Below are 25191 nucleotides of genomic sequence, written 5' to 3' on the forward strand. Positions count from 1 at the left end.
TCACCGAAGAACAATAAAGCTTGAAGCACTTTTATAAAAATGGCGTGATGACCCATTTTAATTGATTAGTTAGTTGAGCGTCCTTTGTATTTCCATACAAGGGACGTTCTTATTTATAGCCATTGGTGTTCTTGTTGCACTTGCGGTTCTTCCATCCTATTGACAATAGCAAATGCACGAGCATGTAAGAGCTCTTTTCGACCCTCTGGAGTTCGGGTATAAACAATACTATTCTTTCCAACTTCTTGCGTCCATTGTTGCGCAAAGTAATTCACCCGCGCTCTATTCACCCCGATACATTCAGGAACAGCATGGAAATCAGATTCGCTATCTTGAATCGGCAACAAGGTTTTGCGGGCTAAGACATACCGTGGATTTTCAATAGGCGATAAAATTTCTTTCATACAAGAAGCGAACACATGACTTTCTCTCAGTGTAGCTCCTTCTAACGAACAAAATACACCACCACCCAATTCTAAGGTAGTAACCACGCGAAGAGAAGCCTTGGGTGTAGTCAAAAGGTCAAAGGCACATAAAGTAGAACAAAGCGCCTCCCCGATTCCCTGTACATCTTTTCGCATATCGCCAAACTTGCGATACATGCGATAATACGTCCATCCTTTCCATCCAAAACGGAAGCCCAAGCCCAATACAAACGTTTGAAAAACCCAGTACCCAAAAGACCACAAACTCACCCCATGCAGTAAGATGCCCTTGCCTAAACCAATAAATTGATAGGTCAAAAATAAAATAGCTGAACACACTAGCGTAAACAAAGCAGAGACTAACGTCTTATTCGTATAGAATTGCTTGGCTTTATTCACGTCTCTTCTTTCTTTGGCCGAAGAAAATAGCACCTTTACTCCTTCTGCCAGATGAGTTCCGTTTTGAATAGCAGCCATCCAACGCGATTTTAATGCTGCTCTTTGCTGTGCCAGTTGTAGCGTTTGTTGATTTTGCTGTGTGATATACACCTCATCACGGGTTCTTTTTTTCTGTGTTTCTTCCTTTAATCGTTCAATGCCATTTGAGATAAACGTTTCCACTACTTGTTCACTATTTGATATCCCTACAAAAGTTTGAAAACGACGGTGAATAATCTCCCAGTCCTTTCCTCCATCCGCTGCATACGCATCCACACAGGCTAAATGCCAAATATGTGCCGTTTTATTTGGGTCTTGGGGATTAATGCGAAACGCACGTCCTCTCACCTGATTGGAAGTAATATACGCACCGATTGAACTCGCCATCACTAAGGCATTCAATGCAGGCGCATCCCATCCCTCACCAAGTAGCGCTTTTGTTCCAATCAATACTTGAATTGTACCGTCCTGAAACAATGCGGTCATCCAATGAACAACCTGTGAGCGTTGCTGTGCAGTTAATTGCAAGGCTACATAATTTGGGTCATACGCTAAAGGCACTGCGGATATCCCTGATTCTTTTTCTTGGGCTACTTGATGTAAAGCCCCTAAACAAGAAGTTGGAATAATCACCACCGAACCGGTCAACACAGCCATAGTAAGCGCATTAACATTGTTGCGCCTCAGCGTTTCAAAAATGGACAGTACGCCCAACTTAGACAGCACAGCAGGGGGTGCTTCGGTTGTACTGTAGTATTCTTTTCGAATATAATCAGTCAATACCGCCAAGCGCAAATCGCGGCCTAAACTGGCGTATTCAAAAGCAAGAATCTCTGCAATACTTTGCAATTTACTCAAACTAGAAAGCAGAAGATCATCCCCTTTGTTATCTTGAACCAATTGAACCTGTCGAAAGGCAATGAGACCTCTCTTCTTCAGTTCAGCTGTCAATTCATTTTTACACGCTAGATAATCGGGAACCTCTTGTAATACATCCTGTCCTTGAAAGCAGTAAAAATTAAGCATCTTCTCAAACCACACAAAATCCAAAGGCGGAATTTCTTCTTCTTGCAAGCCCAACACTTTCTTGTGCACCTTATCAATCCCTCCATTGACCTCTTGAAGAAAAACCAAACAAGCCACATAGGTTGTCAAGTTCTCATAAATCCAATCCAAATGAGCTAGAGGTTGCTGGAAAATAGCAGCTTGTTGCAGTGTATGAGCGAGTAGTGCATGTGATTTAAATATCGTATAAAAGGAATAAACCTCACTTTTATGCAAGGCTATTTTTTCGCGTTCTTCCGCTAAAGGAGTACAATAGTAAATAAAATCTTGGTGAGGGCACAAATCTTCCACCTCAACCAAGGTAGGTACTGCAATTTCCTCATCAACAGGCCCAGCTAAAGCCATATAGCGTTGCCATTCAAAACTAGACGCCCCATAAGGAGGAGTCGCCGTTAAGCCTACTACGGTCGATTTTAATTCATTATCTAATAAGTCTAATGCTTTCCACCATTCTTTTCGCAAGTGATGTACCTCATCCACCAATAGCGTTTTGATGCCAACGGCACGCAACTTGCCAATGATTTCCTGCGCATGTATATTGGTATACGTAACCGCAGTATCCCCAGGCATTTCTTCATCACTTTCCTCCTCTTCTTTCAGGTAATTAAAAGCAGCATGCAGCCCTTGATAGGTAGAAACCGTCAAAAACTTCGGTTGCGTTAATTGCGTTGAAATCCAATCTGGAACCTCATCCACTTGAAGAAAAAGAGAACAAAAGCGGTCAATCCACTGGTTTTTGACAGCCAATGTAGGAGCTAAAATTAACGTCGGTTGATTCAGCCGTAAAATCACTTCCAACCCCAAAACAGTTTTACCCGATCCAGGCGGTGCTACTACATGTAATTTATCATCTTGTAGATGTGTTTCTAATTGATCTAACACTTTTTTTTGGTAGCTACGCCAAGGATATTTAAATGCGATAGGAGTGGGAAACTTTTTCAATAGTATCGATATTTCTTCCTTAAAAATAAGCAAGCTTTTGGTAGGAAACAAAGCCTTTTAAATGTTTTTACGAACACCGTGTAAAGTCATATTTTTTTCATTATTTTGTAGAACTATCAATATTTGAAACGACTTAACTGGCTTTCCACTAATTACAATGACGACAAAAATTCAATTTAAATTAAGTAACGACATCCTTCTTACTGTTATTCAGATGGTTGAAAAAACCGATGACTATGTTGTACAATCTATAAAAGACGCTTTATTGGTTAGTATAAAAGAAGATTTACTTGCTAAACTTGAAGACAAAGCCAAGAATATTCAGAAACAAGTTTCTATTTTAGACCACAATAAAAAGCATGCCATCGTTTTAAAGTACCACGAAGCGTACACGATGTACAAACTTTTAGAGCTCGTTTACGAAAAAGAAACCTTTGCTGATCATCCGCACATCAAAAAAATCAAGCGTTTATTGGTGGATTTGGAGAACAAAGTAGAAAGTTTTACAACAGAAAATAACCCGTCAGATATCGCCCAAACAGCAACTCCTGTTTTGGCTAGTTTCCCTCGTTTGGGTGTCAATGAAATTATCATTGAAGAAGCTACCATTTTAGAGGGAGAAATCAACGAGGACATGCAAGCCCTAATTCAAGAGGAAGAGGCTAATCCTACCTTGGACCCTACCATTGATATCAATGAAATAGTGGTGAAAAATTATTCCATTTTTGATCTTTTGGAAGAAAGTCAACCTGTGGATACATTAGCTGAAGAGACTGCAAGTAAAGCCATAGAAGTTATTGCTGAACCAGTCATCGCTTTAGACGAAATACCACAAGAGGAAGAGAAACCTACTCGTACTGAAGAAGAGTCGACAGATGTTTTTGTTCAAGCTACACAAGTAGAAGAACAAAAAGAACAAGAGTTAACGTTAGAAGAAGAAGCAAGCCTAGAAACAGAGGAAATCACAGCTCCTCTACTAGAAACTAGTACTGATGAACCCGTTTCAGAAGAAGCTGTAGTCGAAGAAAACGAAGAAATTGTTCAAGCTGAAACAATCGCTGAAACAGAAACAACAAAAGAAGAAGAAGAAGTTCCTTTTTGGGCTCAACAAGCACCACCACCTATTTTTGATGGTATTGTTACTAAAACCTCGATTTGTATTGAATCTGAAGAAGCTACAACAGCTTGCACACCTGAAGAAGAAACACTCAATCTCTTTGAAGAAGCTACACTTCCCCTACAACCCCTAGAAGAAAAAGTGGAAAAGGAAGTCAAAAAAGAAAAAAGAAAACCTGCAAAAGACAATACCCAACAGGGACAAATTAGTCTTTTCTAAAATAAGTGAATGAAGAGAGGTAGTGCTGGCACTACCTCTCTTCATTTCACCTCACCACCCCCTCTCACCTATTTCATATTGGTTTTAGTGTTCGATGAATCTACACTTCGTTCCGATTTCACCCTCTCAACACTTCCTCACCACCACACCCTCTCACCCTCTCACCACCTTCCCCCTTTCTCAATAAAAAAAAATCCCTATCTTTGTTCTAGTATTAACGAATAAATAATCGGATGAAACTATAAATAAGTATTTCGTTTTAGTAGTACGAGTTGTTTTCAACTTGTAGGAGCAAACATTTTCTAATGGCCTCTATCTTCCATAGAGCCACAATACTTATTTATTTATGTGAATTCATTTCCAATACCGTGAGTAGTGGTGTACGGGCCACAATAGTATATTACTCATTCAATTACATTTGATTATTATGTCTATCGTTATAAAAAATCTATCTTACGAACATTCGGATAAAACACCTTTATTTCACCAAGTTGACCTTGTCTTGAATAAGGGAGAAAAAGCCAATTTAATTGGTGCAAACGGAACAGGTAAAAGCACCCTATTGAAGCTTATTGCTACCACATCACTACCAGCTATTCAGCTCGGCGGTACAGCCTATTATTTACCTCAAATTAACACCAATCAAATTACGGGGCAAACCATTCAGGAAGCCTTACAAACAGATAAAAAACTACAAGCCTTACATCGCATTTTACAAGGCTCAGTAGAAGAACAAGATTATGTTGACTTAGATGATGATTGGCAAATTGAAGAAAATATTGCGCAAGCCCTTCAATACTGGCAACTAGAAGGAAAGGATTTGACCCTTCCCATGCATCAGCTGAGTGGAGGACAACAGATGCCGCGTGTATTTTGCTAGTATTCACATTCACCAACCGGATATACTCCTACTGGATGAACCAACCAATCACATTGATCAAGCTACGCGACAATTGTTGTTTGACTTTTTAGATCAATACAGAGGAACAGTACTCCTTGTGAGTCACGATATTGAGCTATTAAATAGACAATCGCTTACGTTTGAAATTACCACACAAGGGATTCAAGCGTACAAAGGCAATTATGACTTTTACAAAATGCAAAAACAAGAAGAGTTATCTTCCCTTCAACATCGAATTGATACCCTTTCTAAGGATTTGCGTCAGGTAAAAACGGACCAACAGAAATTACTTCAAAAGCAACAAAAAGCGGTAGGGCAACACAAAAAAGCAGAGCAAAAAGGAGGTTTACCTAAGATTGTTGTCAATACACTTAAAAATGCTGCAGAAAACAGCAGTGCGAAAAGTACAGAAGTACAAGTAGAGAAACAACAAAAACTACAGGGAGAGCTTTGGGAGTTAAACAGATCAATTGGAACAAGTCAAACCCTTTCATTTGAACTTCAACTCCTCGAACTTACATACCAATAAGGTGTTATTTCAGGTAAAAGAAGTCAACTATCAATATGAATCGACAGCGGATTGTATCTGGTCAACTCCCTTGAATCTAGAAATTCGAAGTGGAGAACGCCTTTTAATCGAAGGAGTGAATGGTTCTGGGAAATCAACGTTATTGCAGCTATTAGCAGGAAAGCTACAACCTACTATAGGTCAGGTTGAGCGATTGACTCCCAATATCGTTTACTTGGATCAATTTTACGCCCTTCTCGACCATCACAAGACGATACTGGAACAAGCTCAAGCATTTAACCACAACTTACTGGATGAAGCTAGTTTAAAAAACACCTTATTTCAATATGGTTTTCGACCTGAAAGTTGGACCAAACCAATAATGCAATTAAGTGGTGGAGAATGCCTGCGTTTAACGGTTTGTTGTTTGAATCTTTCGTTGGCCTCTATTGATGTATTATTACTCGATGAACCCAGCAATAACCTCGATATTTTCGGTTTAGAAAGTTTGTATCAAGCACTAAAAACATACCAAGGAACGATTGTATTTGTCTCTCATGATATGAATTTACGTGAAGCAATTCAACCTAATCGCGTAATTGAAATGTAATTTTTGTTGGAAGAGAATTTCCATAAAAAAATGACATCCCCCACACAGCATATCCACACCGTATGCCATGTTGGGGGATTATGAGACGGTGAGGAGGTGAGACGATGAGGCGATGAGGAGGTGAGGAGGTGAGGCGATGAGCAGATCTCACAAAGTACGAACCTCACAAAGCACAGTTGTGTGAACGCAAGATGCGACCCTTCCTGCGTCAGGGAGACATACTATTCGTGAGCGCGATCAGACTGGTAATTCCTTATAAAAAGGAATAAATTTTCTATTTCAGCAAATCTTGCAACCTCACAAAAAACAAACCTCACAAAGAGCAAAAAACAAACCTCACTCCTTTCTTTTTTAAAGGGTAAAAAAGAAACAAAAAACCCTTCAACTAACTCAAATAAAGGTCAAATTAGTTTTCAAGGCTGAAAATAAAAGAACTCGCTACGCTCAAACACCTTTTATTTTTACAGCCTTTTCAAACATTTGACGCTCTTTATTTGACTTACGTTGGAGGTAGATTATCTTTTGTAAAGATGTTTTTTGCTTTTAAATAAATTGGTTTTCTATTATCTGCTAGATTGCTTTTTTGTTTTTTTGCTAGAAGCTTTTTTGCAAATTGCCTTTAATCGATAAACCCTACAACTTCACGCTTTGTGCGGGGTGTATGTCATGCTGACAAAGGAAGCATCGCATCTGTCAATCAACGCTTGTTAATCAAAAAAAGAGAAGAGAAGCACTGGATGCGACCCTTCCTCCGTCAGGACATCGCGTGTGTAAGCTTGATGAGGTTAGTGTTGTGCTATCTTTTAATGCATTTTCCCCTCTCGTTTTTCTTTCATAAGCCTTAAAACTTCTTTTTCTCTCTCTTGTTCTTCAGGTGTCATTAAGTCCCATTCTAATAGCCTGATTTTTTCTTGATTATCATTATATTCCTGAAATATTTCTAAATTATCACCTCTATATGTATCCAGTTCCTTAACCGTTTTATAGTCTTTAAAAATTTTAGGTTTAAGTTCCTCATTTCTTATTTTCAGCTCTTCTAATCTTTTCTTATTATTTTCCATAATTATTTTTCTTTAAGCATGATTTCTACAATTGTTTCCATAATATTTGTTGGATTTGGAATTAGTATTACGCTTTCCACAGTAAAAACAGTCTTTGATTTAAATAGTACTTCCGCTTCATATACAGTAGGAGTGAAATGAGGATTTAAAGAGCATTCCTACAAAAAAGCAACCTTTCAAAAAAATTAGAAATTTTATCCTTTTTTCATTGATCTCACAAATTTTATATTTGTTTTTGCGTTCGATAAATCTTCACTACGTTTCGATTTTTATTCGCCCTTCTCTCTTTTCCATTCATCTCCGATTACATATTTCCCATTCTTTTCGAGAATTTCTAAATCTGGTGTTCGTCCTTCTGCCCCACCATCGTGAAACATAAAAGGCTCTAATGTATCTTCTTTGAAAAAGATAAAATATGGGCTTTGCCCTCCAAATTGTTCATCAGGGACTTGTACAACGACTTCCCACACATCAAAATTAAATTTATCAATATCTAATTCTTTAATTTTATGTGGAGTATAAATTTTGAATGTTTCTTCGAAGAATTCTCTTCCAAAATCTTGTAAAATATCTTTTGCTTTTTCTATCAATACTTCTTGAGTTTCCATTTATTCAAATTTTATTAATTCTTCTTCTAACTTCCATCTTTTATAGTATTCTAGATCAACTTTAGGGAATCTAATTCTATTACTTTATTCAAAAGCTTTTTAAGCTCCTGATACAATTCGTCACCCTTTTTACTCAGTAAAACAATTACTTCTTCCAGCCATTTCACTAGTGCTTTACTCTCTTTTAACGCTCTTACTTTGGCTATGTTGAGGCTACTTACACACTCATCAATTATTATCTATTTTCTCTTTCCACTCCTCCCCAATTACATATTTCCCATTCTTAATTAAGATGTTTAAAAAGGGTACCCTCCCTTCAGCACCTCCATCGTGAAACATAAAAGGCTCCATTGTTTCATCTTTTATATAAATAGAAAATAATCCGGTACCGCCAAACTGCTCTTGAGGTACGCTTACTACTACTTTCCATATATTTTGAGAAAAGTTAAATACAGTTATTTTTTTTACTTCCTCAGGATCGAACACTTTAAATGAATCGGACAAAAAATTATCCCTTTTAAAATCATTTAACACTTGCTTCGCTTTGTCTAAAGCTATTTTATCTTTTGCCATTTATTCAAATTTTAATAATTCTTCTTCTAACTTCCATTTTTTATAATATTCTAGATCAACCTTTTGCAATCCTTTTTGTGTTCTTAGTCCATTAATATTTTCCAAATCATTCAACAAATCAACTTCCAACCATTTACTCGAATCTTTCATAAACTCAGACAATACATATTCTTCGTGAAATAATACATTTTCTCTTCCTAAAGTTTTTTGAAAAAGTGGTTGTAATTCTGGAAATTCCCTAGTCATTTTATACCATAACTTCATATGAAACATTTCATGTTGTACCGTATAAGCTGTTACACTTTTCCGCAGATACATTACGCCCTCTACCATATTAAAAGAGCCTGCAACTCTTCTCGCTGTCCAATCTTTTAATTTGCTTTTAAGTTTAGGGGTTTGATCAACTAATTCCAAAGGCACATCAAACGTCTCTTTCAATAATCTTCGCAGTTTTTTTAAGTCATATGTAGATAAGATTTGTTCTCCTGCAAGGTTGAATTTTTTCTCTATCTTTCTAAAGTATTCTTCTGTTTTTCCTTCTTTAAAAAACGCTTCTCTTACTTTAGACAGTGTACTTTCAAATCGCTTACTATTTTTCTTAATCCATTCTATTATCTTATTCAAAAGCTTTTTAAGCTCCTGATACAATTCGTCACCCTTTTTACTCAGCAAAACAGCTACTTCTTCCAGCCATTTTATTAAAGCTTTGCTGCCTTTAAGCTCCCGTACTTTGGCTATGTTGAGGCTGCTTACAAACTCATCAATTATTATCTATTTTCTCTTTCCACTCCTCCCCAATTACATATTTTCCATTCTTTTTGAGAATTTCTAAATCTGGTGTTCTTCCTTCTGCTCCTCCATCGTGAAACATAAAAGGCTCCATTGTATCATCTTTTATATAAATAGAAAATAATCCAATACCTCCAAATTGTTCTTGAGGAACATCTACAAAAATTTCCCACACATTATAAGGGAATTTATAATATGTATTATTCTCAACTTTTTCTGGATCATATACCTTAAATGAATCTGAGAAATACTTCTTTTTAAAATCACTTAAAACTTGCTTCGCTTTGTCTAAAGCTATTTTATCTTTTTCCATAATTATTCAAAATTTTAATAATTCCTCTTCTAACTCCCATTTTTATAGTATTCTAGATCAACTTTAGGAAATCTAATTCTATTACTTTGTTCAAAAACTTTTTAAACTCCTGATACAATTCATTACCTTTTTTATGCAAAAAACTGGGCTATTTCCAGCAATCTAACCATTGCCTTATAGTCTTTAACGCTTTGGATTCGGGCTACATTTAATCTTGCAACAAACTCTTCGGGTATAAATTTATAGGGTTAAATTTTAGGTTCGGCTAAGATATTTTAAGGTAGAACAAAGTTTATCTCCTTAGGAATAAGCACTGTTCAAATATTACATAAAATACATCGCTCTGTTAAAACTCTATAGTTGGTCTATCATCTGTTAGTATCTCATATTCTTTATTCTCCATAAACTCTTTAAATTTCATAAGGTAGTAATAGACTTCTTTATTAGAAAATTCTAATTTATGTGGTACAGGCGCGTTTTTCATAATCCCTTTAAAATTGTAATTAGGATTATCTTTAGCCCACTGCAAAGCTTCATAAATATTGTTCCTTTCTTCTATTCCATATCCGTCCTTTATGTAATTACTACTTTCTAAAGTAAACTTTACTTCTTCCAATGAAGATATTTCGTAAAGCCAAAATATCGGAATCATCAAATTATTTTTTTTCATAATAAATATTATTTAATGTCTGTAATAATAATATCATCAATATTAACTCCTTCATTTTTTATAAGCTTTAAAAATTGATTATTGAAGCTCTTTGAAGGCTTATAATGTCCACTTTTATTAGTCACCTCTTTAAGTATTCCCTCGATGATTTCTAATTCGCCCGCACTCGCTACAGGCTTACCTGATAAAAAACTTGAATGATGAAACACTCCTGCATAATGATATGTGCTTGCATAAATCCTCCCATCTTCGGTCATAACAAATATTGCTTTGCTTTTAGTAAATAGGGATTTTGTATGAGAAGTGTTGAAGAGTTTTCCGTTAACAGTATAAAATTTTCCATTGACAATAGCAAGTTCATATTTAGCTCTTTCAGCTTCATTCAGATATTTTACTTTATTTGGCATACACCAACCTTTACCCGTTTCCTCACCTATATACTGCTTCAGCATTTTGGTGGCTCTAAATCTCACTATCCTGCTTTTTTTTAAATATTTATTAATATTAACATCTTCATTTTCAAACTTTTTCCTATTGGTCTTAATCCATTCTATTATCTTGTTCAAAAGCTTTTTAAGCTCCTGATACAATTCGTCACCCTTTTTACTCAGCAAAACAGCTACTTCTTCCAGCCATTTTATTAAAGCTTTACTGCCTTTAAGCTCCCGTACTTTGGCTATGTTAAGGCTACTTACAAACTCCTCAGGTATAAATTTACTGAATTTTGCAATAGCACTTACTTTAGAAACGTTAGCTAATGGTATGAAAAGTGATGCGATAAAGCCAAAACCAAAACCACTTGTATAAGCTATTCGATCAAAGTTATAGTTTTCTCGAGGATTAGATGTATCCAAAAACACCAACAGTTCAACAAGCATATCTTGCTGTAATTGAAATGGAATTTTATAAAAATCCGCAAACGAAAACGCTTCCCATGCTTCTCTGAAATCGTCTATAGCTTCTTGCACTGCCTGAAAATTTTGAGCAATGTCATACTGCGCTTGTAATAAGGTCCCTAGAAACTTAAATGTACCAGCTACAAAATCAACTAGTCCGTTCCACAGCCCACACAAAAAGGCAATCTGTTCTGAAAGGTAAATAAATTCATCAAGCTGCTCCACACCTTTTTCTTGCCGTTCGTAAATCAGATTTACCACAAGTGCCGCTTCAATATTGTACCAGTTCGCCATACTTTGTACTGAACCCAATATTTGGGGCATCCATTTCGCTACAGGTGATAGTGTTGCTAAAATTATCCAGTTCTCAGACTGCTCTATATGCTGCTGCCACTGCTTTATAAAAGAAGTGTCTAGTTGCATATCCTTCACAACGTTTTCTTTCTTTAAAAAATAATCCTCACTTTTGGAATCCCATAAACTCTCAGGTATCATTAAGAATTCCACTGCTTCACCAATCTGTTCACTTAACCAACCAAGAGCTTTACCTGCTGCTCCAGTTAAAACGACTACCTGTAAAGCACCATTCAATAAAGCTCGTAATGGAGTTATTGAAGCTTTTACCTCTCCGGTACTGATAAGTTCGCGTAGTTTATTTTTATCAAAATCAGGCATATTTTGGGCAATAAAATCCAAATTTTTATTGCTCATCTTCAGTAAAAAATCCTTATCAACCTTATTGCCAAAACGCACATACAAGCTCTGATCACTTAAATCACCTGTATTGTCCTCCATAAAAAACAATATTTCATCATCTGCCACCCCTTGCTTCATACAATCATACAGCTTCTTCAACTTTGCGTTATTAGTAGAAATGTAAATTTTAATCGTATAAATTAACTCATCTTTTCCCGTTTGATAACCATTTTTTTTATTGCTTTCTCTATATATCCAAATTGTTTTGGGATCTATTTCTGTTCTACATTCTGGTTCTTTAATCCATTGAATATTCTTACCTATTTTGTGTTGCGGTAACTTATAAAAATAACTGTCTGCGATTTCCCATGAAGCAATAGTTGAAAACTCAAAATTTTGTACTAAAGGGTTTAAATAATTGGTTGAAGCTTCATTTTCTACTAAAGCATCTGGAAAGAGAGGCGCTATAGGAAAATTCCCTTCTTCTAACTCTTCGGTTGTGTTTTGTAATCCCCAATGCTTTGGAAACAAAGAATCTGTACTCATTCACTTGCTATTTAATGGAGCTGGTAATACCAGCTCCATGATTAAACCTACTTTCTTTCTTTTTTTAATTCACCGGTTCTGGTTCAGGTCCCGTATCCCCGCCAATTAAATTATCATTGAGTACAAAGGCATCAGTACAAGGAACTTGAGACGGATCTTCGAAATCTGCTGTGTCGTCACAGTTACACGGTAAGGCTTTTTCTACTTCTAGTCCAGCACTTTTCGCTTGTAAGATGGTCAGTGAAGTAGGAATACGTGTAATCCACGCTTTCCCTTCTTTTACAGTTTCTGCTTGGCGTACCTCATCAATCAACGACAGGTACAACTCATCACCAATAACGGGTATTTCACCGCCATTCCATATTTTCCCTGTACTCATATACAACTGTACGGCTTCCTCAAAGCCTGGACGAACGGTTGCCACAACACGAGCCATACCCGATTGCATAAAGCTTCTGAAAATAGGATCATCACTTTCATCATAAGTGTATAAATCTGCCCAATGGCCTTTGCCTCCCCAATAAAAAGGGTAGAAATTGTAAGAAATTGCCTCCCATTCAAAAGCTTGTTCCAAGAATTTAGCTAAACTAGCATAAGCTTCTAGTTCCTTACTTTGTTGTACGCCAAAGTCAGCAATTGTCGAACCACTCGTAAAGCTTTTGCCCATATCGTTAAAGCGAGTCAAGTAAGCAATACAGTTTTTACGCAACACTGTATTTTCAATTTGACGATAAAACCCAGGATTGGTGCGTTTGATTTCTACGGCTTTATTCTGTTCTGTGGCTAACTTATCATTATACGCCTTTACTTCTATATTATAGGCCTCTATAATTGCTTGAAAACACTCTTGTTGCCATCTTTTACAAGCTTCATTTTTTAATTTACATTTTATTTTAAGACTCGCTGAAATAGCTCCTAGGTCCCCACCTGATAAGATGAGTTCTAATTTTTCTGATATACCCTTAAGATTAGTAAAATCAAAACTAACATCTCTGTATTGATTGCTATTTACATTCCTATAATGGATCTCTTTTTGTTCTTGTCCTATAGATATAATTCCATGAGAATAGGCTTTGATATTAGTTGGAATTAAAATATAATGCAGATTGCCTAATACAGTAAAAGTCTCATAATCTTCGGGTAACTCGACAGAAAAACTTTTTGCTCCTACATAATTTTCATTTTGAATATAGCTTTCACTATTTCCATGATCTGCGAAAGCAGCAGTTATCGTAATATTTTCGTCTTTTTTTTCTGGAATCTCCGCATTGTATTGTGCAGCCCAATACAATGCTTTTTCTTCCGTAATTTGATCCGCAGTTGCTATAGAATTACTACTATGCTTTCTAGGATCAATCGGTTGCTTAATCGTAAGTATCGTTGATTCTTGTTCATCTTGCATCGCTAAAAGATGTAAACGAGCGGGTTCTGGAATCATAAATTCAAACATCATGCGCTTGCCATAGTTATACACCTGATTCTTATACAACTTATCCACCCAACGATATACCCCAACTACGTGTTTATCTCCTTTTCGGTTGTCAAAGCCATGTTTGTTGTTTTCTTCAAACTCCTCCACCATTTTCTGCATGCGTTCGCGTTTGATGCGATTGACCACGCGATCTTGTGCCTGATAAGTCAACTCTTTGGCTTCAGTTACGGAGCGTCGTATACTCTCTTCTTGAGCGGTATTACTCGCTTGGGCTACTCCTCCTTCAATGTGAAATTTACCATACGAATATCCTGTATTAACATAAGCATTCGTGCTTTTATTCTTTTGCAACATAGAATCAATTTCACTCTGCATTTCATAACGATCCGTAGTAATTGTATCCGTAAATGCTTCAATTTCTTGTTCCGTGGTTTCGGTTGTCGTTTCTTCTGTTCGTCTCAAACGGCGGGTTGACTTTTCACGATATTCCCTCGCCATGATGTTTTCAATATTCGACACCTCTCCTTCAATATAACAATGCACGGTTTGTTCTACTTTTTTATAATCAGCGATTCCCAATAAACGAACACCAAATTTCTTTGGATAAGTCGGTAAAGGCGCTATTACATTCGTCCCACAGATTCCTTCGAGTTCTCCCCTATAACACACCCGAGCAGCAATGTCAAGAGCTGGCATACGCTTAACACAACCATTGGTGAATTGAAAATCTATTGCCATTGTTGATGGAGTTCTATCCAACATAGTAGCAGCGGAATAGCCTTCAACATTGTATAGGGTAACTTCATTTCCACTTCTATTTATAGCAGAAGCATCCAATATGTAACTTTCCTTTAGCGCTTCTTTTGCAATGGATACTGTAATTGTAGCTATTCGCCAAGATGAATCAGGAAGCTTGATTGTAATAGTGGCCATACGTTGAAGATTCGTCACAGTTCCACAAGCATTATATTCTAATACTTTAGAATTAATTTCATTATTAATGGGAAATAAAACTCCTCCAATACTCTTTACAGCTTGGTAAGCCTCAATATTCCCTGTTAATAGTGCCTGATTATTTTGCATATTTGCCTGTACATACGTATTTAAATTCGCATAAGAACCTATGGTATTTAATAAACGCTGAGGGGTAGCTTCTTCAGCCTTAATGCTTCTTCGACTAGGATTAGCCGTTTGTTTTTCCTGATAACCGATACTTTGTAAAAGTGTTTGGTAACTAATAGGATCCAATTTCTCCTCGAGTTCTTTGACTGATAATTCTTCTTTAAACTTAAATTCAAATTTCGGAAGGGTTGGCATGGGCACATTAGGCACTTGTTGACAAGGATCATACGGGTTGTATTCTCTCTTTTCTATCGGCACTGTACTACAAAAACTTTTTCGAGCCTCCTCTAGCTCTTGGTAGTATTTGGTATAAATTGGTGCGACATCCTTATCATAAGCTTCTTGAGCAGCAGTATAGGCCTTTTGATACTCTTTTTGGTATTCATCTGCTAAAACAGCTAAATCTTGCTGTAAGATTGTTAATTGTTCCTCTTGCAATTTAGCCTTTGAAATATTGATGTTCTGCGTCATCAAACGATTGGGTAAAACAATCTGAGGCTTTTCCATTGCAGCCTTTGGCTGTACCTTATCATCTTCAATCCCTTCTTCGTTAAAAAGTTCAGCAGGCAATACAAAGCTTGCTGTTGCTTTCTCATAAACCACATCATTAGTTGCCTTGAGCTTCAATTGCTCTAATAACGCATTTGCCTTGAGAATCTCAATCATTTGATCGTTAAGCACTAAATTATCTTGAACCGTTGCTTGATAAAAAACATTATTCCACAATTTGCCTTGCTGTTTTGTATCGATAGCTTTAATGCCTTCTGCTTTCTTGCTAATTTCTTCTGGGGTTGCCGTAGTTTTATTTTGCGCTAACCAAGTAGAAAAAGGTTGGATACCCGCAAACTCTTCTTGTAATGCTTTGGTTGTAGGAATGACTTCTTTAAAACTCGCTGCCGCTTTGAGCATGGTTTCATATTTAGTTGCATCTACTGGACGTTTTTGTATGGCTTCATAAAAAACGCCTTGTCCAACTAAGTCCTTTCCAATTTGAACGTAGCGCTGAAGCAGATCTTGAGCATCGGGAATTTGAACGCTTCGCAAACTGACAAAGCGAAATAAAGTATTTGAAATCGTATTCTCCATAATAATATCTTGTTTTTTATTTACCCAAAATACCAATTATACCAATACATTAACTTAAATTTTAATAACAAAAATCAACTATTTTAACTAAATTAAATTATTCAAATAAAATATTTCCCCATCAATAGAAAAAAAACAATAAAACAACAAACAACACAGAATCCTTGATAAAAAATCATTTTATCAAGGATTAATTTTTCTAAACTATTCAACTATTTTCAAGAAAACGACGTTAACCACAAAAAAAGGGGAGCATCAACATGCTCCCCTTCGGTTATTTTTTATCCTCAACGAAAAATTTCACTCGCTTTTTGTATTACAATGCCGCAATTTCCGTTGTGTAATTGGTATTCTTATTTCTCACATCAAAACGCGAAGCGAATGACTCCGCTTGTGCTTTGAAGTGGGTGTATAAATCTTCTAAATGGTACTCCCCACTCTCTTGGTAATAAGCCAATTGTGGAGAAAGATGTAAGGTTTTCGTTCCACCTTGTTTCATGATTGGCATCATGTAACGCGCAAAATTATAACGGTGAATATCTTCTGCTTCAATATCCCATGTTGCGATACGCTCAAAGAAAGACCACGTTTCGGGGTGATTTATTGCATGCATGTACGACATCAACAACCCCATTGAATAGCCTACAGAGCTATCATATTGATCATGTGCTACGTATTCTTCAATCGCTCTGTTGAAATACTTCTCTGCTTCTGCGGCATCTCCGGCTAACCAAGAATAGTAGGTCAAACTACAAAACGTTTGGAACGGCATCGAATAACACGTCAATTTCTTGTGAATCAAATCTTGTGCTTTCACGATCGCATCTTCCAATTTTCCTTGGAACAGCAATAATTCTACTTCTGTATCCAATTCACAAGCTGAACAATTCGTCATATCATCCACCAACTCGCTATTCGCTGCATCGATGTATTTTTTCGCCAAATCATAATCGCGCAAGTGGAAAGCTAAGCCCGTCATCACATTGTGATACGCACGGGTACTGAATCCATTTTTCACCAAACGGCGTTTCAAGTCTTCCCCAATTTTTTCAATTTCTTCTAGCGGAATTAAAGCACTGCGATACGCTGAGCAAAACATCCATTTGTATTCCCATAGGAATTCAGATTCATCGAAATAATCTTCATTGGCATCACTAGTGTGTAAAATCCAAGCAAAAGCCGGAAAACTCTCATTACAACGCGAAGTATTGCGTTCTTGGCGAATTAAATCCAAACGCAAATCAAATCCCCAATCAATATCATTGTGTTGATCAGCCAATTGTATAGCCTCTTTCAAAGCGACAATCTTATCTTCTAAACTCTTTAAACCTTCTACTTCAAGTAGAATTTTCTGGATTTCTAAATTGTAATTCATAGCTATTTTTTTCTTTTATTTTCTTCCTCCATTCGCTTGATTTCCTCTTGAGCAGCAGTATTTCCATTTCGGATGTCAAAGCGTTGAGCCCAATCATACGCACTTGCTTTATAAGCCTCTGACAATTCCTTGAGGTCATACCACCCATCTTCTTGATAGAAGGAAACCCCAGGCGATAGGGTTAATTGTTTTTTCTCTTTTTGGTCTAAGACAAACATCATGTGGCGACTCAACATCAGTTTTAAGTCATCTTCAGCGTCAATATCCCAACCTGCGATAATTTCATAGTAATGCCAAAGACTTTCATCTCCCAGCAAGTGTAAGGCGTAAATCAGACGCGTTAACCCATAAAGCAAAGAGCTGTTTACTTCTGATAATTGAGTAAACTCTTCTTTGGCTTTCTCTAAATATACCGCAGCGCGATCATCTCCATAGCGAACCATAAAATACCCCATGGAAACATAGGTTTCAAAAGGCAAGGAGAAATCGCGTATTTTTTTGTACTCCATTTGTTGCATCAAAGCAATCGCCTCATCAAAATGCCCCAAACGAGAAGCACTTTCAATCTCATTGTCATACACCACGGCTTCCCCACAAATATCATCTAAAGCCTCTTCTCTTGCTTTCACCACATAAGCTCCTCCAAGTTCATAATCCCCTAAATGTTGGGCAAAACCGGCCATAGTATAATAATAGCTTCGCTTAGAAAACTTAAAATGCTCTAACTTTTGTTCCAAATCTGCAGCAATAGCATGTACTTGTTCCAAGGGAATATTCACATTGCCATAAGCAGAACAGATCATCCATTCGTATTCTTCCAAAAATTCAGACTCTGATAGTTGATCCGGATGCAAACGCGCTTGTTCCAATAACCAGGCAAAAGCCAACGGACTTTCAATGCAAGCGGAAGAGCAGCGTTCTTCGCGTATCAACATGATGCGCAAATCAATAGCCCAACTCAAATCTGCATGCTTATCTGCCAAGTAAATGGCCTGTTTCAATTGAGCAATACAGTGTTTGGAATCGGTGTATTCCTCTTGGATCTGCAACAGTATTTTTTGTATTTCTAAACGATGTAGCATCTTAAAATTCAGGTAAAAAATTAGTCATTCCCAAGATTACGAATTGATATAAGGCATGGTTAAAAATATCCATTTCTTGTTTGTTGATGGTATAGCCCCCCCAACATCAAGGCCTGTACATATAATACGTGAATCAAGGCTTCAAAAAGCTCGGGATCCTTAATGACCAACAACTTCGAAACTAAGTCGTTTTGCTGATTGAAACACAACGTAGGCAATACTTCTTCTTGCTTTTTAAAATGCCCTAAAGCAGCGGCAAAAGGATTAGCACTTTGCGCTAAATTCTGCATGCTTTTATTGCTTAAGGCTTCTTCATTGGCAATGTAAATAGCCGTAGTATCTTGCGGTTCAAATCGCTTTACTTCTGCTTTACAGTATTGTGCTTTTAATATTTTATTGGCCTTCTCCAGAAAAACCGCAATGCGATCATCTTCTATTGAGGCCTCTTCAAAGCTATTTAAGACATCATTGGGTTTCATTAATTCAATAGACAATCCCGGATTACTCGCTTTGATTTTTTGAATTAAATCTGCCTCATAGCTATAAGCTGCGTTGATTACTAATTTCTTTTGAGAACCCGCAATACGTCGAATTTGTCTAAAATCATCCAAAGAAGGGGTGTAGAAAATCGAACCGTAATTCGCTCTAATATCTCTGAACAACAAAGTACCTTGATTGGTTTCAAAAGGCAAATAATCTTCAAATAACTTGAGAATTTCATTATCAGAAGCAGCCAACGACTTGATATACAAATGGTGAATGGAGATAATCTGTTCTAATTTATCCAAATTTGAAACAGACAGTAGTTTCAAATAATCTTTAAAACAAGTGGTCAATTCTTTTTTTGCCTCGATTAACAAGGCATTATTCATGAGAGATTCTCGAGAAGCTGTTGGTTGTAAGCTATTGGAATTCATGATACAACGCACAAAAGAGGTCCATTCTGGCAATAGATTAGTCGCTTGATCACACAAATACATGCGTTTCAAGAAAATCTTGTGCTCTTTAGACGTTGTCATATTCACCTTGTTGGGAATAACATAAGCCATTCCTTGAATATCTCCAGCTGCTGAAGCAATGGGAAATACATCCAAGAATTTCGTCTTAAATAGTTCTTTTCCGAACGCTAATAACTCTTCTTTTGAAGCTTTGGGATTCATCCAAATCGGATTCCCATCCGAAACGATTTCTTCTTCTCCCTTTTCAATAAATTTTATTTCGATTGGCAAAGCACTCCCGTAAAATAAAACGTTTTGCTTCACTTCTTCTCTTTTAAACAGGGTTCTCCAGTTCTTTTTCGCTTGCAGAATCACGCGAGTTCCTACTTCTGGCAATAGATCAATGCTTTCTACATCATAGGTTCCATCTGCTCTTCCAACCCAACGCACAGATTCCTCTTTATACAGAGAGCGAGATTCTACTACAATTTCCTCTGAAACAACTAAACAAGAAAGCAAACCGATACCAAAACGTCCGATTAGATCTTTCTCGGCTAATTCGCCTCGTTTAGAACTTTGTCCGATAACCGACAAAAACTGGTGCATATCCTCTAAGGATAAGCCCACGCCATTATCTTGAAAAATCAACTGATCATTATCAAAAAACAGGGTTATTTTACCCTGAAAACTTTCATCAATTCCCTTTCTTACGGTCACAGCATCAACGCCATTTTGCAGTAATTCACGAATGAAAACCGTTGGCGAACTATAAATGTGTTCGCTCAACAGTTCTATCATTCCTTTCATATTTACTTGGAACTGATAATTCTTTTTATTGTCCATTATCTTCTTCTTTTTCTTGGGCCACCAATGATTTTCTGCGCATCTTCATTTCCATTTTCCGCAGCTTGTTGGTACCAATGTAAAGCCAATTCATCATTTTGCTCTACACCTTCTCCTTTTAAATAACAATTACCCAATTCATACTGAGCCGAATCATATCCCGCATTAGCCGCTTGCTCTAAATAAGCAATTCCTTCCGCTAATTCTTGAGCTACGCCTTCTCCTTTTACTAACATTACCCCTACATAACCTGCAGCTTCTAGGTTGCCACGGTCTGCTACTTCTCTCAGGTAGTATAATGCTTCTACATAATCTTTTTCTGTTCCAATTGCGTAATAATAGCACAGTCCCAAACGGAAATAAGCGGCATCATATCCGCGTTCTACTGCAATTTTATAGAATTGGAAGGCTTTTTTCTCATCGCGTTCTACGCCAATTGCAAATTGGTAACAGATTCCCAATCCTTCCGAAACATACCCACGTTGTTCTGCTTCTTCATAATAAGGGAACGCTAAATCATACGGTTGATCTTCTTCATATCCGTATAAATAGTAATCTCCTAGCGTCAACATGGCTAAAGCAGATCCATTTTCTCTGGCTTTTTCTAACCAATATTTAGCTAATTCTAGGTCTTTCTCTAAACCATAGGCATAGAGGTAATAACAACCTAGTTTATATTGTGCGTAGCTGAATCCTATTTCTGCTGCAGTAGTCATATATTCTACTGCTTTAGCAGCATTTTCTTCAACTCCTCCTGATCCTTCTTCATACGCTAAGGCTAAATCTACGTTTGCATCGTTATAACCATATTCCAATGCTTTTTCAAATAATTCAAAAGCCAAGGCACGATCTTCGGCACCTCCGATTCCATAGCGGTTGCAACGAGCCAATTGATACATTCCCTCTGCTAAATCTGCATTAGCTGCAATTTCGAAATGTTCTCTTGCTTTTTCAGCATCTACCTCACCTAGTAATCCATCTTCATACATATACCCTAAGCGAACTGCCGCAAATGGATAATTATTTTCTAACGCTTCTTGATAGAATTGTTCTGCTTGCGTTGGATTTGCCTCTAAACCATAGCCGCGCTCCAACATCATTGCCAATTCTACTTTACAATAGTTTGAATTATAAAGTTCAACTCCTTTTTCGTAATACGCAATTGCTTTATCTAAATCTGGATTTTCATTGTAACGGTAGTATCGTCCAGCATATTCAATTCCCAAACCATTGTTTCTTTCAGCAGCTACTTCGTAGAATTCAATACATTTATCAAACTCTTCTTCTGTACCGAATTCTCCAACTTGGTATCCATACCCCAGGCGGTAAGGAGCATAATCATCTCCCAATTCAATCGACCCTAACAATAGTGCTTGTGCTTCTTCTACGTTGCGTTCAAGGTCTTGGTGTTCCAATAAAGCAATCGCTTTTTCATTTCTTGCACGGGTGGATTTAGCCGCAATAGCGCGATCTAAATACTCCATGGCTTTGTCTATATTTTTATAATCGTTGTGGTATAGGTATAAAATAGCCAATTCTAATAAAGCCTCATTTGAACAATATAAAGCTGCTCTTTCAAGTGCTTGAATTGCTTTGTCAAATTGTGGTTCACTTTGATCTGCTGGGTATAGGTAATAGTATCCTAATACGAATCCAGCATAAGCGATTCCATGTTCAAAACCTACTTGTAAATAAGGAGCTCCTTGTTCAATTTCATAGCCTAGTGGAGCAAAACGCGTATTGCTGATCATCAATCCCAACATATAGTTGCAATACCCGCTGTTGTATTGAATTCCTTCTAAATACGTTTCTAATGCTTTTTGATCTTCTCCTTCACGCAGGTAATAATCTGCTAAAACATATAATCCTCGTTTTTCAACGTGAAGTAAATCGTGGTATTCTTCCAAAACAGTAGCAGCCTCTTCTCCAGATCCACAGCTGTGAAATTTAATATTTAAAGCAAATAACTTCCCAGATCTATTATCCGGAGCATACGAACTTTCAATTAAAGCCAATCCTTTTTCCGCATCTTGTTCAAAACCTAAATTTCCATAATAGGTATTGTACCCAACAAAGGCTTGTGCGGTTTTATCTCCAGCTTCATATCCTTTGATGATGTATTCCGCTGCTTTAGCTTCATCTTTAAACCCATAACGAGCATTCATGTACAATTCATGCATGAACGTATAGGCTTTGGCATAGCCTTTATCAATAAATAATTGATTCAGCAAAATCACATCGTCAAACCAAAGGGCATAGTCTTTATCGTTTAAATAAAAGCTACTGCGTTCGCGATTAGAGTCTTCGTTAATTTGCTCGTATAGTTGTTGGAATATCGTTCCTTCTTTTCCTGTTTGTTGAGCTAACATACAAAGTGCATGTGCCTTGAACCAACGGATAGGATCCGCATAATCGTCTGCGTTAAAATACAGTTGTGCCGCTTGGGTTAAACTTTCTTGCCCATTGGCAAACTCGCTGATATAGCTCAAGTATTTTACATTAAACTCGCCCATAATTTTTTTCTTTTTCTATTAAAACAATTTTTTATTCCGTCGATTAATCCAACTACCAACAAATTTAAGAAACACCCGCGACATAATTTGTTAATTATGACAAAGTGTTCTTTCTCTAAATAAAAATCCCCATTTATAGGGAAAGAAATAAAAAGACAAGAGGCATCCTAGCAGTTGTTTACCGCTAAATTGATCTTGTAATTCTGATGATTAAAGGAAAAACTATGCGTGTAAGTACTTTTTATTCACGCGACTTGAGGCAATATACGATGCGATAAAGCCTAAAATAAAAATAGAGAAAAACACCACAAAGATATCGCTGATGTTAAATTCTACGGGATATGCGAAACCTGGTCGGATTAGGATAAGTCCGAAATGTTCTTGAATCAACACCCCGATAATCCCCAACGTAATCCCCAATAACCCACCTACCGTACTGATGATTAATCCTTGCAAAAGGAAGATTCGCTTCAGCTGTTTTAGTGAAACACCAAGGTCATTCAGTGTTTTGATGTTGTTTTTTTTCTCTAAGATAATCATGAGTAATGCTCCTACTAAGTTGAAAAGAGCAATAATCACAACCAATAAAAAGATGAAGTAAACGACTGCATTTTCCGTATTCAACATGCGGTATAAGCTATCGTTCAATTGAATTCGATTTTTGACAACTACGTTATCGCCGAGTACTTGTTGAATATAGGCGATTGCTTCTTTTTCAGTAACCCCTGGATTTAAGGCAAATTCGATATTGGTATATGCATTTTCATCCAAACTGAGTAAATGTTGCGCCAGTTCAATGTCACAAAATACATATTTGCTATCTAGTTCTTCATTGCGCAAAGAATAAATCCCCACAGTATGAAGATAGGTACGAAGAAAGGCATCTTCTGGATTACTTACCACACCAGAGCCGGGTTTGATGGACAAAGCTTGTAAACTATGTTCGATATCAAACAATCCCATGGATAGGTAATACGCCATCCCTAAACCGACCACAACCTCATCGGAACCAGGTTCAATCCAATTTCCCAATTCCACTTTTTCTGGAAATTGACTGACTTTAGGAAAATCAGCATCCACTCCTTTGAGTATAGCAACGGTTTGCTTTTCATTGTAGGTAAAAAGCAAACGGTCTTCTACTACTCGAGCCACCCCTGAAAAAAGGGGGGATTGACTCAATTCTTGGTATTGAGCTTGGTTTACGACGAAGTTTTTTCCTTGTTTGCTAAAAACTTTTAGCTCCGGATCTAATTCGTTCGTAAAAGATAAACTGAAAGATCGAAGTCCACTAAACACAGCTAATACAATTAACATCGCCATGGCACTTACTACGATTCCCATAGAGGCAATCGCCGTAATGACGTTAACTGCTTTGCTCTTGCTTTTACTAAAAGCATAGCGTTTGGCTATGTAAAATGCTATCTTCAACGGCTTACTTTTTCTTTCTCTTCGCTAATAAATCTGGATTAGCAATTGGATTCTCGTCTCCTTTTAATGCTTTGTCAATTTGGTCAATATACTCCAAACTATCGTCAACGTAAAACATTAAATCTGGCACTTTACGCATTTGGTTTTTCACGCGTTGCGCTAAGTCGTGCTTGATTAATGGTGCATTGGATTGAATCGCTTTCAACAATTCTTTTCCACGCTCCGCTGGGAAAATGCTCAAAAACACTTTCGCGATTGATAAATCTGAGGTAATATTTACTTTAGAAACTGAAATAATCAAATTGCTTATTCCGTTCTTGCGCACTTCTCCTTGTAATATATCTACTAGGTCACTTTGTAGAAGTGCTCCCATCTTCTTTTGTCTATTTGTCTCCATGGTGCAAAAATACAATTTTTTGCATCATATTTTTTTATATTTCACGCTTCAATTGCTTCTGTTCGATAAAATTACTTCTCCGCCCTTGAAAAAGAAAAGTTCCTCCGTCTGAATACCTCAACGCTTTGATTTTATCCTGAAGCTAAAACCGCTTTATCCAAAGAAAAAAGCAAAGACTGCATCTCCGTTCTTCCCTCTTTGCTTCATCGTGGAATTGAAACAAGAGAAGCCTAATGAAATAGTCTAGGGTAAACAAGAGGTTTAGTCGAGATTCTTTTGAGTTCGTTTGGAGTTTCCTTCGAGTTCCCTTGGAGATTCCTTCGACAAAAAGGCCTTTTTTCGAGGCGTAGTCCAAGGAAACTCCAAGGAAGGTCGAAGAAACCCCACAGTATCCCTTTACGAACAGCGAATCATCTAGCAACAAGAGATCTCCTTCTCCAAACTGTTGGATACTAAAAACGAAGGATTTACAGTTTTCATTTAGGGAACTGTATTCAGCTAACACGAGTCAAATGGGGGAATCAAAAAAATAAAAAAACGGCAATAGGGAAAACAAATAAGTTGAGGAAGTTAAAAAAGGAACTGAGTACAAATTAGT

The 25191-nt window shown here is 37.0% G+C and carries 19 protein-coding genes; 4 read left to right on the plus strand and 15 right to left on the minus strand.

Translation table 11 applies throughout. The features are described from left to right. Positions 1-113 precede the first annotated feature (113 nt). Positions 114-2870 carry a DEAD/DEAH box helicase family protein gene (locus M2306_RS12325; protein ID WP_259187721.1) on the minus strand — a complete coding sequence of 919 codons (2757 nt, stop codon included), beginning with the start codon at positions 2868-2870 and terminating at the stop codon, positions 114-116. Positions 2871-3027: 157 nt separating this feature from the next. Here M2306_RS12325 and M2306_RS12330 point away from each other — a divergent pair, with 157 nt between their 5' ends. The 4 genes from M2306_RS12330 to M2306_RS12345 all read left to right on the plus strand — a co-directional run bounded on the left by M2306_RS12330 (position 3028) and on the right by M2306_RS12345 (position 6225). Next, complete coding sequence (locus M2306_RS12330; protein ID WP_259187720.1) at positions 3028-4206, plus strand: hypothetical protein; 1179 nt, start codon at positions 3028-3030, stop codon at positions 4204-4206. 427 nt (positions 4207-4633) lie between these two features. After that, positions 4634-5086 (plus strand): ATP-binding cassette domain-containing protein, encoded by a 453-nt coding sequence (locus M2306_RS12335; RefSeq protein ID WP_498882868.1) that lies wholly within the window; start codon positions 4634-4636, stop codon positions 5084-5086. Further along, the gene (locus M2306_RS12340) at positions 5073-5636 is read left to right on the plus strand and encodes a hypothetical protein (protein ID WP_498882869.1); all 564 of its coding nucleotides are present in this window, start codon (positions 5073-5075) and stop codon (positions 5634-5636) included. Before M2306_RS12335 ends, M2306_RS12340 begins: the two co-directional genes overlap by 14 nt. Beyond that, positions 5602-6225: an ATP-binding cassette domain-containing protein gene (locus M2306_RS12345; protein ID WP_498882870.1), complete on the plus strand. Its 624-nt coding sequence runs from the start codon at positions 5602-5604 to the stop codon at positions 6223-6225. The genes M2306_RS12340 and M2306_RS12345 overlap by 35 nt, the downstream gene beginning before the upstream one ends. Positions 6226-7028: 803 nt before the next feature. On the opposite strand, the gene M2306_RS12350 is transcribed toward M2306_RS12345, so the two are convergent. The 14 genes from M2306_RS12350 to rbfA all read right to left on the minus strand — a co-directional run bounded on the left by M2306_RS12350 (position 7029) and on the right by rbfA (position 24593). Beyond that, a complete protein-coding gene (locus M2306_RS12350) occupies positions 7029-7286 on the minus strand; it encodes a hypothetical protein (protein WP_259187718.1) in 258 nt (85 codons plus the stop codon). Between the two features lie 269 nt (positions 7287-7555). Further along, on the minus strand, positions 7556-7894 hold the full coding sequence (locus tag M2306_RS12355; RefSeq protein WP_115092401.1) for a hypothetical protein: 339 nt from the start codon (positions 7892-7894) through the stop codon (positions 7556-7558). 228 nt (positions 7895-8122) lie between these two features. Beyond that, a complete protein-coding gene (locus tag M2306_RS12360) occupies positions 8123-8467 on the minus strand; it encodes a hypothetical protein (protein WP_002989728.1) in 345 nt (114 codons plus the stop codon). Then, positions 8468-9091 carry a zincin-like metallopeptidase toxin domain-containing protein gene (locus tag M2306_RS12365; RefSeq protein WP_259187717.1) on the minus strand — a complete coding sequence of 208 codons (624 nt, stop codon included), beginning with the start codon at positions 9089-9091 and terminating at the stop codon, positions 8468-8470. Positions 9092-9227: 136 nt separating this feature from the next. Next, a complete protein-coding gene (locus tag M2306_RS12370; protein WP_259187716.1) occupies positions 9228-9569 on the minus strand; it encodes a hypothetical protein in 342 nt (113 codons plus the stop codon). 346 nt (positions 9570-9915) lie between these two features. Further along, positions 9916-10239, minus strand: a complete 324-nt coding sequence (locus M2306_RS12375; RefSeq protein WP_259187715.1) for a hypothetical protein — start codon at positions 10237-10239, stop codon at positions 9916-9918. Positions 10240-10247: 8 nt separating this feature from the next. Beyond that, complete coding sequence (locus M2306_RS12380; protein WP_259187714.1) at positions 10248-12377, minus strand: IQM protein middle domain-containing protein; 2130 nt, start codon at positions 12375-12377, stop codon at positions 10248-10250. A gap of 64 nt (positions 12378-12441) precedes the next feature. Beyond that, on the minus strand, positions 12442-16017 hold the full coding sequence (locus M2306_RS12385) for a hypothetical protein (RefSeq protein ID WP_259187713.1): 3576 nt from the start codon (positions 16015-16017) through the stop codon (positions 12442-12444). A 316-nt stretch (positions 16018-16333) separates the two neighbouring features. Beyond that, on the minus strand, positions 16334-17392 hold the full coding sequence (locus M2306_RS12390) for a hypothetical protein (protein ID WP_259187712.1): 1059 nt from the start codon (positions 17390-17392) through the stop codon (positions 16334-16336). 2 nt (positions 17393-17394) lie between these two features. Beyond that, positions 17395-18474 (minus strand): hypothetical protein, encoded by a 1080-nt coding sequence (locus tag M2306_RS12395; protein WP_002989704.1) that lies wholly within the window; start codon positions 18472-18474, stop codon positions 17395-17397. A gap of 59 nt (positions 18475-18533) precedes the next feature. Beyond that, complete coding sequence (locus M2306_RS12400) at positions 18534-20255, minus strand: HSP90 family protein (RefSeq protein ID WP_498882871.1); 1722 nt, start codon at positions 20253-20255, stop codon at positions 18534-18536. Further along, positions 20255-22768 (minus strand): tetratricopeptide repeat protein, encoded by a 2514-nt coding sequence (locus tag M2306_RS12405; RefSeq protein WP_259187710.1) that lies wholly within the window; start codon positions 22766-22768, stop codon positions 20255-20257. Before M2306_RS12405 ends, M2306_RS12400 begins: the two co-directional genes overlap by 1 nt. Before the next feature lie 222 nt (positions 22769-22990). Next, positions 22991-24196: an ABC transporter permease gene (locus tag M2306_RS12410; protein WP_259187709.1), complete on the minus strand. Its 1206-nt coding sequence runs from the start codon at positions 24194-24196 to the stop codon at positions 22991-22993. Positions 24197-24200: 4 nt separating this feature from the next. Further along, complete coding sequence (rbfA, locus tag M2306_RS12415; RefSeq protein WP_002989696.1) at positions 24201-24593, minus strand: 30S ribosome-binding factor RbfA; 393 nt, start codon at positions 24591-24593, stop codon at positions 24201-24203. Positions 24594-25191 lie beyond the last annotated feature (598 nt).

The sequence above is a fragment of the Myroides gitamensis genome (genome assembly GCF_029894455.1).
Taxonomy (GTDB): domain Bacteria; phylum Bacteroidota; class Bacteroidia; order Flavobacteriales; family Flavobacteriaceae; genus Flavobacterium; species Flavobacterium odoratum.